General features: G+C 52.7%; 12 protein-coding genes. 4 read left to right on the plus strand and 8 right to left on the minus strand.

Going from position 1 to position 16,827, the window contains the following annotated elements; all coding sequences use genetic code 11:
• The first annotated feature begins 208 nt into the window (after window positions 1–208).
• Together ACQ0MK_RS20075 and ACQ0MK_RS20080 are read left to right on the plus strand one after the other, a co-directional pair.
• Complete coding sequence (locus tag ACQ0MK_RS20075) at window positions 209–913, plus strand: glutathione S-transferase N-terminal domain-containing protein (RefSeq protein WP_430474120.1); 705 nt, start codon at window positions 209–211, stop codon at window positions 911–913.
• 102 nt (window positions 914–1,015) lie between these two features.
• On the plus strand, window positions 1,016–2,182 hold the full coding sequence (locus ACQ0MK_RS20080) for an adenosylhomocysteinase (RefSeq protein ID WP_430474121.1): 1,167 nt from the start codon (window positions 1,016–1,018) through the stop codon (window positions 2,180–2,182).
• Between the two features lie 98 nt (window positions 2,183–2,280).
• Here ACQ0MK_RS20080 and ACQ0MK_RS20085 read toward each other — a convergent pair whose 3' ends face one another.
• From ACQ0MK_RS20085 to ccrA, 3 genes are all read right to left on the minus strand, one after another.
• A complete protein-coding gene (locus tag ACQ0MK_RS20085; RefSeq protein WP_430474122.1) occupies window positions 2,281–4,380 on the minus strand; it encodes a methyl-accepting chemotaxis protein in 2,100 nt (699 codons plus the stop codon).
• 233 nt (window positions 4,381–4,613) lie between these two features.
• Window positions 4,614–6,281, minus strand: coding sequence for an acyl-CoA dehydrogenase family protein (locus tag ACQ0MK_RS20090; RefSeq protein ID WP_430474123.1), 1,668 nt, complete (start codon window positions 6,279–6,281; stop codon window positions 4,614–4,616).
• A 172-nt stretch (window positions 6,282–6,453) separates the two neighbouring features.
• On the minus strand, window positions 6,454–7,734 hold the full coding sequence (ccrA, locus tag ACQ0MK_RS20095; protein WP_430474124.1) for a crotonyl-CoA carboxylase/reductase: 1,281 nt from the start codon (window positions 7,732–7,734) through the stop codon (window positions 6,454–6,456).
• A 288-nt stretch (window positions 7,735–8,022) separates the two neighbouring features.
• On the opposite strand from ccrA, the gene ACQ0MK_RS20100 reads away from it, so the two are divergent.
• Complete coding sequence (locus tag ACQ0MK_RS20100; RefSeq protein WP_430474125.1) at window positions 8,023–10,080, plus strand: methylmalonyl-CoA mutase family protein; 2,058 nt, start codon at window positions 8,023–8,025, stop codon at window positions 10,078–10,080.
• Between the two features lie 24 nt (window positions 10,081–10,104).
• Here the strand turns inward: ACQ0MK_RS20100 and ACQ0MK_RS20105 are convergent, their stop codons facing one another.
• Entirely contained in the window at window positions 10,105–10,740 is a 636-nt protein-coding gene (locus ACQ0MK_RS20105) for a TetR/AcrR family transcriptional regulator (protein WP_430474126.1), read from the minus strand.
• Between the two features lie 90 nt (window positions 10,741–10,830).
• Here ACQ0MK_RS20105 and ACQ0MK_RS20110 point away from each other — a divergent pair, with 90 nt between their 5' ends.
• Window positions 10,831–11,571 carry an SDR family NAD(P)-dependent oxidoreductase gene (locus tag ACQ0MK_RS20110; RefSeq protein WP_430474127.1) on the plus strand — a complete coding sequence of 247 codons (741 nt, stop codon included), beginning with the start codon at window positions 10,831–10,833 and terminating at the stop codon, window positions 11,569–11,571.
• Between the two features lie 89 nt (window positions 11,572–11,660).
• Here ACQ0MK_RS20110 and ACQ0MK_RS20115 read toward each other — a convergent pair whose 3' ends face one another.
• The 4 genes from ACQ0MK_RS20115 to ispH all read right to left on the minus strand — a co-directional run bounded on the left by ACQ0MK_RS20115 (window position 11,661) and on the right by ispH (window position 16,713).
• On the minus strand, window positions 11,661–14,060 hold the full coding sequence (locus ACQ0MK_RS20115) for a putative bifunctional diguanylate cyclase/phosphodiesterase (protein ID WP_430474128.1): 2,400 nt from the start codon (window positions 14,058–14,060) through the stop codon (window positions 11,661–11,663).
• A gap of 229 nt (window positions 14,061–14,289) precedes the next feature.
• Window positions 14,290–14,739, minus strand: coding sequence for a ribonuclease HI (rnhA, locus tag ACQ0MK_RS20120; protein ID WP_350040926.1), 450 nt, complete (start codon window positions 14,737–14,739; stop codon window positions 14,290–14,292).
• A gap of 12 nt (window positions 14,740–14,751) precedes the next feature.
• Window positions 14,752–15,720 (minus strand): homoserine kinase, encoded by a 969-nt coding sequence (locus tag ACQ0MK_RS20125; RefSeq protein ID WP_430474129.1) that lies wholly within the window; start codon window positions 15,718–15,720, stop codon window positions 14,752–14,754.
• A 45-nt stretch (window positions 15,721–15,765) separates the two neighbouring features.
• Window positions 15,766–16,713: a 4-hydroxy-3-methylbut-2-enyl diphosphate reductase gene (gene ispH, locus ACQ0MK_RS20130; protein ID WP_430474130.1), complete on the minus strand. Its 948-nt coding sequence runs from the start codon at window positions 16,711–16,713 to the stop codon at window positions 15,766–15,768.
• Between the last annotated feature and the right edge of the window lie 114 nt (window positions 16,714–16,827).

Below are 16,827 nucleotides of genomic sequence, written 5' to 3' on the forward strand. Positions count from 1 at the left end.
TACGAGCAGCCTTAAAAGACGAAGCCGGTCTGCCATAAGCAGGCCGGTTTCGGTATGTCAGACGATCGGGTGGGGCGTGCGGAATGCCAGTCCAACGAGGTTGGGGAAACAATCCGTTGCCATATTGCCGGTGGCACAATCGATGTGATGCGCTACATGTTATGGTCAATGACATCAATAAGCGCATTGACTTAGAAAGGGCGATACCATGGGTGATCTTTCCAATTTCGGCATTACCAAACGCTGGCCAGCACAAAATCCCGATATTATTCAGCTTTATTCCCTGCCGACGCCCAACGGGGTGAAGGTTTCCATCATGCTTGAGGAAACCGGTCTGGATTATGAGCCGCATCTGATCAATATCAGCGAGGACGAGACCTGGACTCCGGAATTCCTGTCCTTGAACCCCAATGGCAAAATCCCGGCGATCATTGATCCGAATGGCCCGAATGGTGAACCGTTTGCGTTGTTTGAATCCGGGGCGATCATTCAATATCTGGCCGAAAAAACCGGTAATTTTTTGCCAACCAATCCGGCCAAGCGTATGGAAACCATTCAATGGGTTTATTTCCAGATGGCCGGTCTTGGCCCGATCTTTGGACAGCTTGGTTTCTTCCATAAATTTGCCGGTAAAGACATCGAAGACAAGCGTCCGCGGGATCGCTATGTCAATGAATCCAAACGCCTGCTTGGCGTGCTTGAAACCCGTCTGGAAGGGCGTGACTGGATCATGGGCGATGACTACACCATTGCCGATATCGCAACTATCGGCTGGGTGCGTAACCTGGTTGGGTTCTATGACGCGGGTGATCTGGTTGAATTTGATAAACTGGTCAATGTCCCGGCATGGCTTGCCCGGGGGCTTGAACGTCCTGCGGTTCAACGCGGGCTGGACATTCCATCACGCGATTAAGGGTTTGAAAATTGACCGGATGGTCAGAAATGCTTTCCATCCGGTCACGCTCCCATTAACTAGTGGGGAATTCATTCGCCCACGAAGTTAAGAGAATTACCCATGACCAGCCGAATCAAGGACGCCACCCTTGCCAACCAGATCAATGACGAAACGCTTGCATGGCGTGAAGTGATTTGTCCGGTCACGGCAAAATACGGAAATTATGTTGCCAAACGTGATTTGCGCGACAAAACGATTGTCAGTTTCCAGCATGTCTTGGAAGACACCATTCCGACCTTGCTGCCATTTGTGAAGGCCGGTGCCAAGGTCAAGGTTGGTGCATGTAATCCTGATAGTACCGATGACGTCGCAGCAGCCTATCTGGCGGCCAACGGTGTTGAAGTACATGCCTTTTCCGGGATGAGCCCGGACGAATATGCCAAAAGCATCGATATCCTGTCATCCGAGCCTGCTGACATTGTCGCGGATATGGGCGGGGAATTGATCGAGGCATTTGTTCAAAAGGGCCAGAAGGTTGATGGCGCGCTTGAAGCCACCACAACCGGTGTGCACCGGGTTGAGAAACTTGATTATTCCTTCCCGGTCTTTAACTGGAACGATATCGCAATCAAAGATCGCCTGCATAACCGTCATCATGTGGCACAGGAAATGTGGCCGGTCTTTTCCAATGTAACCGGCCTCGCACTTTATGGTCGTTCCGTTCTTGTGGTTGGCTTTGGTCCGGTGGGGCGCGGTGTTGCCGAACGTGCGCGTAATCTTGGTGCGGTGGTATCGGTTGCTGAACATGATCCGGTCCGCGCGCTTGAAGCCCAGCATCATGGATGCCGTGTGGTTGGCCTTGAAGACGGGCTCAAGGAAAACGCGATCATTGTCACCGCCACGGGTCATTCCGGCATTTTGGGTGAAACGCAGGTCAAACAGGCCCGTCGGGGTGCCGTATTGGTCAATGTCGGCCATTCAAACACCGAGATCGATGTTGCATGGCTTGATGGACAAAGCCGCACGAAAATGCGCCGCTACATTGAACGGTTCGATCTTGATAACGGTCGCGAAGTTTATCTTCTGAACCGGGGCAGTCTTTTGAACCTTGCGCCGGGTATGGGGGGGTCGGGCAAGGATCTGTTTGATCCGTTTTCCGCCATCCTTATTCGCGGGATTGACTGGTTGGCATCGGGTGGTGCGGCATCTTTCAAACCGGGATTTTATGACTATCCGGCCGAAATTGAACGCGAAATTGCAGAAGCGATTTTGCATTCCCACAGCTAATGCGTTCAACCCGATCTGATCGGTAATACGTAAATGTAAAACACCCCGGCCAGATGACCGGGGTGTTTTGTTATTATTGTTCGCTCGTTTCCAAATCGTCAGGCGCGATAGCCAATCCGTAAATTGCCCCATTGTTCGCCATTGACCATGATTGGAACGTCACATTCCTTCATAAAGACAACAGAATCCCCCATGTCGCGGAAATAGGTTTGCAGAAGATGTGGTTTGGTATTGCGGGCGGCCATCAGACCAGCACGATCGTCAAAGATGCGGCGGTTGCGGCAATTGCCCATGTTCCAGGCAGGTTCACCGGGCTTCTGCGGCTGGCTGTAAATCTTGTTATGGGTTGGCAGGTACCCGTTTGAATCAACACCCGCAGCAAAGACAATGTGTTTGTCCTTCGCAAGAATGGCTTCTTGAAGTGGTGTAAAGTTGCGATCTGTGAACGGGATATAAGGTGTCATGAACTGTTTCGGATCACTACCGACTATCGCTTCATAGCGCGGGCTAAACAGATCATCGCGCGTGATTTCCTTATTCCGCAGTCCGGTTTCAAGAACCTTGGCCAAATCAGTCGCCAGTTCTTTGCCGAGATCGGCAATCTTGGCGTCATGTTCATGGGTTTTCTTCATATGCCCAAGAATGACCTGATTGGCGTGATCATTCAGTTCAGTCAATTGAACATGGGTGCCAAGTCCGGAAACCGCCTTGATAATGCCGTTCAGGATTGTACCATCATCCATGGTGATAATGACCGGTTTATCGTGGTCTTTTTCACTGGCATCAATACGGGCAAGCAAACCTGCCAAGGACATATCTGCGGTAACACCATTGCGAACATCACCGTTGCCAAAATCGACTTTGATATCAACGGCAATCGGGACGCGTTCTTCGTGACGTCGGTTTGACCCTTCGGCACTGCGCAGAACCATCCGGAACCGGCTTTCCATTTCATTGATGTCATTGCGGATGTTTGAAGAAAGAATACGAAGGTTTTCTGCGGTTTCTCTGGCATTTTGCGACTTCGCACTGGCCAATTCAATATCGTCAGAAATGCCCTGCATATGGGTGGAGACTTCTTGCGCACTGGCCGAAATTTCTGCAATCGCGGCGGTTTGTTGTTCTACCGAGGCCGAAATATCAGAAGACAGCTGGCTAACTTCGTCAATTGCCCCACCGATACCTTCAATTGCGACGACGGCTTCGGATGTCGCACCTTGAATGGCGGTGATTTGCGAATTGATGTCGAGAATGGCTTTTTCGGTCTGTGTCGCAAGATTTTTGACCTCGTTCGCGACCACAGCAAATCCCTTGCCGGCATCACCGGCACGGGCGGCTTCAATGGTCGCATTCAGGGCAAGCATCTTGGTCTGATCAGAAATGCGTTTAACGATATCGACGACTTTGCCGATCTCGCTTGCCGTTTCCGACAGGCTGTTCATTGTATGGGATGTTTCCTGCGCACGGGTGACAGCCTGACCAGCGATTTCGGTGGTTTTATGAATTCGGTCAGCAATTTCATGGCTGGATGCCTGAAGCTCTTCTGTCGCGGATGCAACGGTTGAGACATTGTTGCTGGCAATTTCCGTTGTCGTCGTGATGCGTTCGACCAATTGTGACAGATCACTTGCATCATTTTCCATGGCTTGGGCAACGTCATTGGTGCGGCCAGCCTGAAACCCGACTTCCGAGATGATGTTATCTGTTTCACGTTCGATGATTTCGGACATCGACTGGATTTCCGATACCGCACGTTGTTGCGAAATCAACGTTTGCTTGGCGGCCAGAAGGCACGCCATATCGGCCATCAAAACACAGCGGGCGGCTTCGATTAAGGTCGGGGTCGACCGCACACCTTTGGTACGCGACGCCAGGAGCGCACAGTTCGCTGCGGTCTTGTGATAGGCAAGCACCAAGCGATCTGGGGATAAATCGGCCGTTTGGTCAGCTAAAATATGATCATCAAAGCAACGGTTGAACTCGCTTGCGGAGGTCGCATTTGCCATTGCGCGGAATCGTTGGGCAAGGCCTTTTACATGGCTTCGCGGATCGTCGGGATCGGCGCTGCTTTGACCTGTTCCAAACAACTCTGCGACAAGACTTTCAGCAAGTTGATCGGCATGTTGTTCAAAAATGCCTTTTGCTTCGGATATACGCGCAAAGATTGTGTTTTCTTGCGTTGCAGAGGCGTGGTTCATCTTTAACGTCTCTCCCTTTTCCCTGTCGGCATTTTAGCCGGCATCCCCCAGATTTTTTAGGTTTCTGTTTGGACTTCTATCTAGTCTAGCACCACAGGTAAGGGCGAAATATATCATACTTTAGGTTGATATAAAAAAGTGGCCCGTCAATCCTGACGGGCCAAGTTTGGCCTCGTTGTTCACAGGGGCCACGGTTCGCAATGAAAATTGTATGTTTTCAATATATTAGCCATTTACCGGCCAAGAATCCCACGGGTGACAACTTGCGCCTGAATTTCGGCAGCACCTTCAAAAATGTTTAGAATGCGGGCATCACAGAGCACCCGGCTGATCTGATACTCAAGCGCATAACCATTTCCGCCATGAATCTGAAGCGCGTTATCTGCATTCGACCATGCCACACGCGCCCCCAGAAGTTTGGCCATCCCGGCTTCGATATCACAGCGGATATCCTGATCTTTTTCAAAAGCCGAGAAATAGGTTAACTGACGCGCGATCATGGTTTCGACAACCATCCAGGCCACTTTGCCGTAAACACGCGGGAAGGCATAAAGCGGTTTGGAAAACTGAACGCGATCCTTGGCATAGCGCATGCCGATCTCAAGCGCGTTTTGCGCGACCCCGACTGCACGTGCCGCCGTTTGAATGCGGGCGGATTCAAAAGTTGCCATCAACTGTTTGAAACCTTGCCCCTCTTCGCCGCCCAGAAGGTTGGCGGTCGGGACTTCAAACCCGTCAAAGGACAGCTCGTATTCCTTCATACCACGATAGCCAAGCACTTCGATCTCGCCACCCGACATGCCATCGGCCGGGAACGGATTGTCGTTGGTTCCGCGCGGCTTTTCAGCAAGCAACATCGACAATCCGCGATAACCGGCTTCATCCGGATTGGTGCGGGTCAAAAGGGTCATCAGATCGGACCGGGCAGCATGGGTGATCCATGTCTTGTTACCGGTCACCTTATAGTGATCGCCGTCCCTGACCGCACGGGTGCGCAAATGGGCAAGGTCCGATCCGTTATTCGGTTCTGTAAATACCGCCGTTGGCAGGATTTCACCCGATGCCAGTTTGGGCAGGTAATGCTGTTTTTGTGCGTCGGTCCCGCCAAGCCGGATCAGTTCCGCGGCAATTTCCGAACGGGTGCCAAGCGACCCGACCCCAATATAACCACGCGAAAGTTCTTCGGTCACAACGCACATGGCGGTTTTTCCCATGCCAAGCCCGCCAAACTCTTCGGGAATGGTCAGGCCAAACACGCCAAGTTCGGACATCTCATTGACGATTTCAATCGGAATCAATTCATCGCGTTCATGCCAGCCATGGGCATGCGGGGATACTTTCTCATCAACAAAACGCCGGAACTGGTCGCGGACCATATCAAGTGTTTCATCTTCAAGCCCGGTTTCACCAAACTGACCCGTATCAAGACTGTCTTCGATTTCCTTGGCAATTGCCCGACGGACCGCATCTGAATTACCCGACGTGGCAAGGGTAATGACCGATGCATTCGCGCCAAGCGTTTTGATAAGGCTGTCGGGTAGGCCAAGGGTCGAAAGTCGAATGATTTCGCCCTGCGACATTGGAATGCCGCCCTGAATTTGGGCAAGATATTCGCCAAAGGCCGCTTGCAGGATCAATTGCTCAAGCTGGCCAAATTTGCCCTGATCTTTCAGGCGGGTTGACCATGCCTTCATCTGCTGTAAGGCGGTGACATAGGTGGTGAACCAGGCAAAGCCATGGGCAGCAAACTGGTTGTCGTCAAATGCTGCCGCATCAATCCGGCCATCAACCGTTACCGACGCGCGCAAAGCATTTTCAGCGGCGTCGTAAACAGGGGCCAGTGCCGCCAGCGCATCATCACACAAACGTTCGAGGTTAGGCAAAATTACGGTATCGGTCATTATGGGGTCCTCGGGTCGGCAACCGTGTGGGGCGATTGCACTGGTCGGTATGCAAATCGAAATTCTTAAAAGGGTGGTGGCACCCCGCACGCCGATCGGGCGAGAAGGCGCTTGGGGTGCCAACAAGCAGTCTAGGGCAGGGGCGGCTTGAGGGCACAACCCCAATGTGGGATTAACCTTCGACTGCTTCTTCAAGTGTGCGCATGCCGGGGCGTTTTGCCTGAACCAGCACCGCCATGTTTCCGGGTTTGTGTTCGTTGCGCATCATCTTCATATGGGCGCGCGGGATATCATCCCAGCTAAAGACTTCGGACATACTTGGATCAATGCGGCGTTCAATCATCAGCTTGTTGGCCTGTGCCGCCTGTTTCAGGTTGGCAAAGTGGCTGCCCTGAATACGTTTCTGGCGCATCCAGACAAACCGTGCATCAAAGGTCAGGTTAAAGCCGGTCGTTCCGGCACAGAACACAACCATGCCGCCGCGTTTCACGACATTGCACGACACCGGGAAGGTCTGTTCGCCCGGATGTTCAAAGACGATATCAACGTCATTGCCCTTGCCGGTGATTTCCCAGATGGCCTTACCGAATTTGCGGACTTCTTTCATATAGTCGCCAAATTCCGGGCCGTTGACCGTCGGCAATTGACCCCAGCAATTGAAATCTTTGCGGTTGATCACGGCCTTGGCACCAAGGCCCAGCACGAAGTCGCGTTTGCTTTCATCGGATATCACCCCGATGGCATTGGCTCCGGCGGTGGTGATCAACTGGATCGCCATGGATCCAAGCCCACCAGACGCCCCCCAGACCAGAACATTATGGCCCGGACGCAGAATGTGCGGACGGTGACCAAACAGCATGCGATATGCCGTGGCAAGGGTCAGCGTGTAGCACGCACTTTCTTCCCAGGACAGGTGCTTGGGACGCGGCATCAATTGTTGTGCCTGCACACAGGTAAACTGCGCGAACGACCCATCGGGCGTTTCATAGCCCCAGATACGCTGGGTCGGGGACAACATCGGATCGCCGCCGTTACATTCTTCGTCGTCGCCGTCATCCTGATTGCAGTGAATGACCACTTCGTCGCCGACTTTCCAGCGCGTGACCTTGGAACCAACCGCCCAGACGATCCCTGATGCATCGGAACCGGCAATATGGAATGGACAGTCATGCACATTAAAGACTGAGATCGGCTGACCAAGGGATGCCCATACGCCGTTATAGTTAACGCCAGCCGCCATCACGAGAACAAGTACCTCGTGGCTATCAGGCTGGGTTACCGGCAGGACTTCGCATTGCATGGCGGTATCGGGTTCGCCATGGCGTTCTTCGCGAATCGCCCAGGCATACATATTCTTGGGCACATGGCCGAGTGGCGGGATCTCGCCGATTTCATAAAGATCTTTTTCTTCCTGGCCGCCACGGAACGGCAACACTTCAGCACTGGTATTCATGGCCTTCACTCCTTGTTCGGGGTCGATCGGGCTGCAGGGTAATTAAATTACTATGCTGCATTGCGGTCGACGGATCCTCCAAGCCACGGAATTTATTTTATTTTCCCCGGGCATCCCCGGTGTCCTGCGGTTTTTGTGCAAGGATAACCAGGGCGATATTTGTTTTCGCTTTTATCGCGTCGCACAAATTGTTATATAATTACTCAAGTTATGTCTATAAGATAATTTAATAACGTTTAAACGAAATTATCGGAAAGATATAAGGTAATAAAAATACAAGAGGTCGCGATGTCGATGGAAAACAAGCGCAGCGCAGCAAAGCCGGAACGCGATCGTCCTTGGCTGATCCGGACATATGCCGGGCACAGTTCGGCAGCGGCTTCCAATGCCCTGTATCGTCAGAATCTGACAAAGGGGCAAACGGGGCTTTCGGTGGCCTTCGATCTCCCCACCCAGACCGGGTACGATTCGGATCATGTTCTGGCGCGCGGGGAAGTGGGTAAGGTCGGGGTGCCGGTATCGCATCTGGGCGATATGATGGCCTTGTTTGACGGCATTCCGCTGGATCAGATGAATACGTCCATGACGATCAATGCCCCGGCGGCCTGGCTTTTATCGCTTTATATTACTGTTGCGGAAAAGCAGGGAACCGCGCGCGCAAGTTTGCAGGGCACGACCCAGAATGACATCATCAAAGAATATCTGTCGCGCGGCACGTATATCTTTCCGCCTGCCCCAAGCTTAAAGCTGATTACCGATGTTGCGGCCTTTACCTATCGCGAGGTTCCAAAATGGAACCCGATGAATGTCTGCTCCTACCATTTGCAGGAAGCCGGTGCGACAGCAGAACAGGAACTGGCCTATGCCTTGGCGACTGCGATTGCCGTTTTGGATTCGGTGCGCGATTCGGGACAGGTTCCAGAAGAAGACTTTGCCGAAGTGGTCGGGCGGATTTCGTTCTTTGTGAATGCCGGTATTCGCTTTGTCACCGAGATTTGCAAGATGCGGGCTTTCTGCGAACTATGGGATGAAATCACCCGTGATCGATATGGCATCGAAAATGCCAAATATCGTCGGTTCCGCTATGGGGTGCAGGTCAATTCATTGGGACTGACCGAACAGCAGCCTGAAAACAACGTTTACCGCATTCTGATCGAGATGCTGTCGGTGGTCCTGTCGAAAAATGCCCGTGCCCGCGCGGTGCAGCTTCCGGCATGGAACGAAGCACTTGGCCTGCCGCGGTCCTGGGATCAGCAATGGTCGCTGCGTTTGCAACAGATCATGGCCTATGAAACCGATCTTCTGGAATATGAAGACCTGTTTGACGGCAACCCGGCGATTGAACGCAAAGTCGGCGCCCTTAAAGAAGGGGCACGCGAAGAACTTGCCAAAATCGATGCCATGGGCGGTGCAATCACAGCCGTTGATAGCGGCTATATGAAGCAGGAACTGGTCCGGTCCAACGCACGGCGACTGGCCGATATCGAATCGGGTCTTACCAAAGTGATCGGTGTGAATGCCTTTACCGAAACCGAACCATCGCCATTAACGTCTGGTGAAAAGTCGATTTTAACGGTGGATGATATGGCCGAACAGGAACAAATCGAAAAGCTGAAAGCTTGGCGGTCTGATCGGGATCAGGTCACGGTTAGAAAATCCCTTGATGATCTGAAATCGGCTGCCAGCGAAGGCCGCAACATCATGGAAAGTTCAATCGCCTGTGCCCATGCCGGTGTGACAACCGGCGAATGGTCGGAAACGCTTCGCGATGTGTTTGGTGAATATCGCGCGCCAACCGGCATTACATCCCTGATCGTGACCGGGGATGACGAAAACATTCAAAAGCTCCGCCAGCGGGTCGATGAAGTTTCCGACAAGCTGGGTGAACGGATGAAGATGCTGGTTGGGAAACCGGGACTGGACGGCCATTCAAACGGGGCAGAACAGATCGCCGTCAAAGCAGGCGATGCCGGGATCGAAGTGCTTTATGAAGGGATCCGCTGGACGCCAGAGGAACTTGTGCGCAACGCCATCGACGAAGGGGCGCATGTGATCGGTCTTTCGATCCTGTCAGGATCCCACGTGCCGCTGGTGCGTGAAGTGGTCAATAACCTGCGTGCGCAAGGGGCCGGACATATCCCGGTTGTCGTCGGCGGGATCATCCCCGAAGCCGATATGCTGGTTTTGCGCCAAATGGGGGTTGCGCAGGTTTACACGCCCAAGGATTACCAACTGGTGCGTGTCATTTCCGAAATCGTCGAACTGGTCGACCGCACATCAACCGATAACTCCGATGCCGGGTCCGTCAAAGGTAAACCGGACGCGACGCGGGCGACCATTTATTGATCTCGGGCGATGCGGGTTATGGGCCTAACCTTTGACAAGCGATGTGCTGATCAGGCTTGGCCATGTCATCATGGCAGCTTCGGCGACGCTGATCAGCTCGTTACGGGTTGCGCCATCGCGGGCCTGTATCGACATGCCGGTCTGCACGGTGGCGTAATAGGTCGCCATGGTGTCGATGTTTGCCGTACTCGGGATATGGCCGCGCCGTTGGCCTTCGGCATAAAGATTGCGCAAGTTTTTGGTCACTGAGCGGCGATAGCCGCGCAAGGTCTGATTGACGGTGGCGTGGGTTGAATTTTCCTGTGGTGCGGCCAGCACCACCAGACAGCCATGTGGCGTATCTTCGCGGGTATAGGCATTGGCAGACGCGATCAGCACATGCTTGGTTGCGTCTTTTGGATGCTTAAAGCGGTCGAGATCAGCCCAGATCATGGTGCCGTGAAGTTTGTTGTAATGGGCGATCACGTCATCAAACAGCGCTTCCTTGCTGCCAAAGGCGGCATAGATACTGGGGGGGCTCAGCTTCATGGCCGTGCTGAGGTCGGCCATCGACGTATTGTCATATCCCCGTTCCCAGAACAGAGCCAAGGCCTTATCCAGTGCGTCGTCCCGGTCATATGCGCGTGGTCTTCCGCGTGTCGCCATGATCTGTTTTTCCATTTATGTAATGATCACTAAATAAATTAATTGACGGGAAAAATCAAGGCTGCCATTAATTATGTAGTGATCATTACATAAATGGAGTTCATCATGCAGAACCTTGCAGAAAAAGTTGCTTTCGTCACCGGCGGCAGCCGTGGCATTGGGGCGGCCATCGCAAAACGTCTGGCGCGTGACGGCGCCAAAGTTGTTCTGACCTATGTCAACGCACCGGACCGGGCGCGTGATGTGGTCGGTGAAATTAAAGCAGCGGGCGGCACAGCCGTGGCGTTAAAGGCCGACAACCGCAATGCCGAGGAAATTGAAGCCGCAATCAATCAGGCCGCAAGCCAATTTGGCCAGATCGATATTCTGGTCAATAATGCCGGAATTATTGAATTTGCGCCGATTGACGAATTTAGCATCGAGCAGTTCGACCGTACGGTTGATGTCAATGTGCGGGCGGTTTTCGTGGCAACCAAGGCCGTTTTGGCCCACATGCCTGATGGCGGTCGGATTATTACGACCGGAAGTAACCTTGCACATCGGGTGCCATGGCCGGGGCTTAGCCTGTATGCCCTGTCAAAATCAGCCCTCATCGGCTTTACCCGTGGGGTGGCCCGCGATCTGGGACCGCGCAAGATTACCGTCAATGTTGTCCATCCCGGACCAACTGAAACCGACATGAACCCGTCAGACAGTGACATCGCCGATGCCGCGCGCAGCGTTATGGCCATTCCCGATTATAGTGATGCCAATGATACAGCCGGTCTTGTCGCATGGCTTGCCGGGCCTGAGGCCAAGGTGGTCACCGGTTCGGAATTCACGATTGATAGCGGCATGAATGCCTGATCAAGCCGGTCTGGATATATAGAATATGACGGGTCGCCCTTTGTGGGGGACCCGTTTTTTGTTTCCAATCAGGGGAGAGCTAGGGACGATCAGGATTTGGCCGCGATCCGTGCCGGCTCATTGTTCTGGCGTTCACTTACCCAGCTTTCAAAGGTGCTGGCCGGAAGCGGTTTTGAGAACAGGAACCCCTGAATGAAGTCGCAGCCTTTTTCTTGCAGATAGACAAGCTGTTCGACTTCTTCCACGCCCTCGGCAACCACTTCAAGATTAAGGCTATGCCCAAGGCCGATCACCGCATCGACAATCGCCTTGTCATCCAAATCCACATGGATATCGTTGACAAACGATCTGTCGATCTTGATCGAACCAACCGGGAACCGTTTCAAATAGTTCAGCGATGAATAGCCGGTGCCAAAGTCATCAATGGCAATCGTGACGCCAAGTGCCTTGAGTTCTTTGAGAGTTGAGACGGCTTTTTCCGGATTGTTCATCAGGATCGATTCAGTAATCTCAAGCTCAAGCGTGCCTTCCGGAAGGGCCGTGTCCTTGACGATTTTGGTCACACTCGCCACCAGTTCCGCATCCTGGAACTGGGCCGGGGACAGGTTCACAGCAATCCGCAATCCCGGCAGCGTTGTATCGCGCCAGATCTGCGTCTGTTTGCAGGCCTTTTCAAGAACCCATGCGCCAAGACGGTTGATCAAGCCGCATTCTTCGGCGACAGAGATGAATTCGCCCGGAAGGATCAGGCCACGTTCCGGATGGTGCCAGCGCACAAGCGCCTCGGCACCGACAACCCGTTCGGTGCGGCAGTCGATTTTTGGTTGATAGTAAAGTTCAAGCTGATCCTGTTCGAGCGCATTGCGCAGATCTTCTTCGATGGTTTTGCGTTCCTTGACCCGCTCGTGCATCGACGGCAGGAAGAAGCGATAATTGTTGCGGCCTTCGGCCTTGGCGGCATACATCGCCATATCGGCATTTTTAACCAGCTGTTCCGGGTTCTCGCCGTCTTCGGGGAACAGGGTGATGCCGACACTGGCCGTTGAATGCAGGCGAATGCCACGGCAGTCAAATGGCTGGCACAGTTCGTCAATGATGCGCTGGGCAAGGACGATGGTGTCTTCGATATTTTGAACGTCGGTCTGGATAATGGCAAATTCATCACCACCAAGCCGTGCGGCAGTATCGGAATCGCGGATGATACGCGACAGGCGCTGGCCCATTTCCTGAATCATCAAATCGCCGACATCGTGACCAAAGTGATCATTGATGTCCTTGAACCGGTCAAGATCGACAAACAGAACTGTCACACCACGCTGAAAGCGGCGCGCAGAGAGCAATGCCTGACGCAGACGGTCAAGGAACAGGGTCCGGTTCGGCAGGCTGGTCAGCACGTCATGCACGGCAAGATGGCGCATGCGGGCTTCGGTCTGTTTACGTTCGGTAATGTCGGTATAGGTCGCAACATAGCCACCACCGGGCATCGGATTGTGGTCAACCTGAATAACCCGGCCATTCGGACGTGTGCGCTCCATGCGATAAGGTTCGCGACGTCGGGCAATCGCCACACGGTCGGAAATCAGGGCCTGAATGCTGACATCGCCATATTCACCGCGCTCGCCATTGTAGCGCAGGATATCAGAAAGTGGTGTGCCTTCTTTCACCAGATCACGGGGCAGGTTCAAAAGTTCGATATAGCGTTCGTTCCAGACCATCAAATTAAGGTCTTGGTCAAACAGGCATATACCTTGGCCAATATTGTGAAGGGTCGCTTCAAGAAGGGCCTGTTTCCGCTGGGCTTCTTCCTGTGCCTGACCTTGCAGGGCGACCATTTCGTTATATTCATGGATCAAAAGGCCAAGCTCGTCCGAGCTGTTCCATTCGACAGGACGTCGCAGGCGTCCATGTTTGGTCATTCGAATGGAATGGAGCAGTCGATTAAGCGGTTCTTTGATCGACCGTTTGTTTGCAATCAGAAGGCTGGCAGCGACAACCGAAATCAGCAATCCAAACAGGATCATGTCAATCGCGATACGGCGGAACAGCAATTCCTGAACGCGGGCATCTGTAAAATAGATCACCAGTTCGCCAACATCATGGCGGACATTATTGCGTTCAAAATAAACCCGGCGCGATAGACGCAGCGTGTCGTTCAATTCGGATTGAGAAACGCCCGTATGGGCAAATTCAGTGCCATCGGCACCAAGGGCCTGCACGGCAACAATGTCGCGATCACGCGCCATTGCGTTCAATGCAGACTCGATATTATCAACGTCGAGATACCAGAAAGGCGTGGCAAGAACGCGTGCGTTAATATCCGCTGTTTGCTCGACTTTGCCATTCAAGTCATCCCGAAGGACCTTGTAGCTGATATAGCCAAAAACAATAAACAGCGCGAGCGAGAACAGAGAAACCAGCGGCAATGCTATGAATAGCAACCGGCTGCTTAGGGACTTCCGTTGTAAAAAGCCGTACGATCCGCGCGACAAGCGTTCTCTCCTGGGCACTCAACCTTAGTCTAGTCAGATATACTGTACTCGACCTTTGTATGGGAGCCAACACTCCTATGTCAGACTCAAATCAACCCGGAAGTTGGTCGAAACGCAAGTTTGATTTTGTTTTACTGATAAATAAAAAAGTTCATGCTTCCTGACCCATCTATTTTGGAATGAAGTGTTTAAGCTTCAAGCAGTTGAGGCAATTTGCATGTAAATAACTTTATTTCGGGATCGCCTGACGGGCCAATTCATCACACCGTTCGTTCTCGGGGTGTCCGGCATGTCCTTTGACCCAGTGCCAGTCAACCTGATGGGGTTTCAGGGCTTCAAGCATACGCTGCCACAGTTCAACATTTTTGACAGGCTTCTTGTCCGCGGTTTTCCAGCCACGTTTCTGCCAACCGAAAATCCACTTGGTAATGCCGTCGCGGACATAGCTGCTGTCGGTATAGATGTTGATCACACAGGGACGTTTCAGGGCTTCTAACGCACTGATTGCCGCCATCATTTCCATTCGATTGTTGGTGGTTTCAGGTGCGCCGCCCGACAATTCTTTTTCAACGCCCTTAAACCGAAGGATCGCACCCCAGCCGCCGGGGCCGGGATTTCCGCTGCAGGCACCGTCGGTGTAGATCTCGACGTGATTATCATCACCGGTGTTCGAAGTCATTCAGGCGTGTCCTTAATCAAGACCATAGGCCGATGCGTTTTCCACCTTCTGATGGAAGCGCAACTTGCCGATATATTCACGGGGATTCTTGGGCGTCACCAGCGCGTCTTTTGGCGTATTGACCCAGTCATAAAGACGGGTGAGTAAAAAGCGCAGGCTGGCACCGCGTGCCAAGATGGGGAGGGCGGCCAATTCGGTATCCGAAAGCGCACGAACCTTGCCATATTGGGACAAAAGGTTCTTGGCCTTGGTAACGTTAAAGCTGTTGTCAGGTTCAAAACACCAGGCATTCATGCAAATGGCGATGTCGTAACAAAGCAAATCATTACAGGCGAAATAGAAATCAATCAGGCCAGATACATCTTCCTTGCCCGGGAAGAAGAAAACATTGTCCGGGAAAAGATCGGCATGAATGACGCCCTTGGGAAGAGCATGCGGCCAGTTGGCTTCAAGATAATCAAGCTCGTCACTGATCATTTTGCCAAGGCCCGGTTCGACATCGTCTGCGTGGTCCTGACAACTTTCAAACAGCGGACGCCACCCTTTGACGCTGAGCGCATTGGGCAGGTGGATTTCAAAATCTTGCCCGGCGGTATGAAGCTCGGCCAAAGACGTGCCAAGGCCCGCACAATGATGGGGCAAGATACGGCGCGGTGACATCCCTTGAAGGAAGGATGTAATCGCGGCCGGACGACCGCACAGACGGCGCAATGCAACGCCGTCCGTTCCATGGATCGGGGTCGGGCAATTTAATCCCTTGGCCGAAAGATGATCCATCAGTCCCAGATAAAATGGCAGGTCGTCAGGGTTCACGCGCTTTTCATACAGGGTCAGGATAAAAGGGGCCTGGGTCGTATGCAGCAGAAAATTGGTGTTTTCGACACCTTCTGCGATGCCCTTGAACGACACGACATCGCCGATATCATATTCGGCGACAAAACGAGCGATGTCTTCGTCTGAAACGTCGGTATAGACGGCCATAGGATTTATCGTGGTCCTGATTTGGAAATAAGCAGATGCGTGGCTTTAACTTGCAAGCTGACGCGGCAATTTAAACGTTACGTTTTCATTGGTCAGGGTGATGGTTTCCACCGTCACATCATAGCGTTCGCGACAAGCATCAATCACTTCTTCGACCAGAATTTCCGGTGCAGACGCCCCTGCTGTAATGCCAAGGGTTTTAATCCCTTCAAGCTTTTTCCAATCGATATCTTTGGCCCGTTCGACCAGAACCGAACGGTTGCAGCCTTCGCGTTTGGCGACTTCAACAAGACGGTTGGAATTCGAAGAATTGGGTGCGCCCAGAACCAGAATGGCTTCTGCCTTTTCGGCAATTAGCTTGACTGCATGCTGACGATTGGTGGTCGCATAGCAAATGTCTTCTTTTTTGGGCACCGAAATGCATGGGAAGCGACGCTGCAGGATTTCGATGATTTTTGCGGTGTCATCCAGCGACAAGGTCGTCTGGGTCACAAAGGCAAGGTTTTCCGGATTGGCGAACTGAAGATTTTCGGCGTCTTCTTCGGTTTCAATCAGGGTCATGCTGCCCAAGGGCAACTGCCCCATCGTACCAACAACCTCAGGATGGCCGGCATGGCCGATCAAAAGGATGTGTTTTCCTTCGGCATAATGGCGTTCAGCCCCGCGATGGACCTTGGACACCAACGGGCAGGTCGCATCGAGATATTCCAGATTGCGACTATCAGCTGCTTCGGGGACGGATTTTGGAACGCCATGTGCTGAAAAGATCACTGGAACGCCATCTGGAACCGCATCAAGTTCATCGACGAAAACCGCACCCATGTCGCGCAGGCGATCAACAACAAACTTGTTATGGACGATTTCGTGACGGACATATACCGGCGCACCGTATTTTTCGAGCGCCTTTTCAACGATCTCAATCGCGCGATCGACCCCGGCGCAAAAACCACGCGGGTTGGCAAGTACGATCCGAAGGTTGGCTTTATCAGGCATGATACAGGTCCGGCTTTCCAAATTGTGTAAGGCTGTTCTTACACAGTAATTCAAACGTTCTCGTTACATAACCCGCCTGAACGTATGGCGCAATGACTCAGCAATGTTTGAAAG

It is taken from the genome of Thalassospira lucentensis (assembly GCF_050516545.1).
Taxonomy (GTDB): Bacteria; Pseudomonadota; Alphaproteobacteria; order Rhodospirillales; family Thalassospiraceae; genus Thalassospira; species Thalassospira lucentensis_C.

Excerpts from the sequence above, each read along its gene's own strand:
- ACQ0MK_RS20075 (WP_430474120.1), top strand. The coding sequence starts at position 209 with ATGGGTGATCTTTCCAATTTCGGCATTACCAAACGCTGGCCAGCACAA.
- ACQ0MK_RS20080 (WP_430474121.1), top strand. The coding sequence starts at position 1,016 with ATGACCAGCCGAATCAAGGACGCCACCCTTGCCAACCAGATCAATGAC.
- ACQ0MK_RS20085 (WP_430474122.1), bottom strand. The coding sequence starts at position 4,380 with ATGAACCACGCCTCTGCAACGCAAGAAAACACAATCTTTGCGCGTATA.
- ACQ0MK_RS20090 (WP_430474123.1), bottom strand. The coding sequence starts at position 6,281 with ATGACCGATACCGTAATTTTGCCTAACCTCGAACGTTTGTGTGATGAT.
- ccrA (WP_430474124.1), bottom strand. The coding sequence starts at position 7,734 with ATGAATACCAGTGCTGAAGTGTTGCCGTTCCGTGGCGGCCAGGAAGAA.
- ACQ0MK_RS20100 (WP_430474125.1), top strand. The coding sequence starts at position 8,023 with ATGTCGATGGAAAACAAGCGCAGCGCAGCAAAGCCGGAACGCGATCGT.
- ACQ0MK_RS20105 (WP_430474126.1), bottom strand. The coding sequence starts at position 10,740 with ATGGAAAAACAGATCATGGCGACACGCGGAAGACCACGCGCATATGAC.
- ACQ0MK_RS20110 (WP_430474127.1), top strand. The coding sequence starts at position 10,831 with ATGCAGAACCTTGCAGAAAAAGTTGCTTTCGTCACCGGCGGCAGCCGT.
- rnhA (WP_350040926.1), bottom strand. The coding sequence starts at position 14,739 with ATGACTTCGAACACCGGTGATGATAATCACGTCGAGATCTACACCGAC.
- ACQ0MK_RS20125 (WP_430474129.1), bottom strand. The coding sequence starts at position 15,720 with ATGGCCGTCTATACCGACGTTTCAGACGAAGACATCGCTCGTTTTGTC.
- ispH (WP_430474130.1), bottom strand. The coding sequence starts at position 16,713 with ATGCCTGATAAAGCCAACCTTCGGATCGTACTTGCCAACCCGCGTGGT.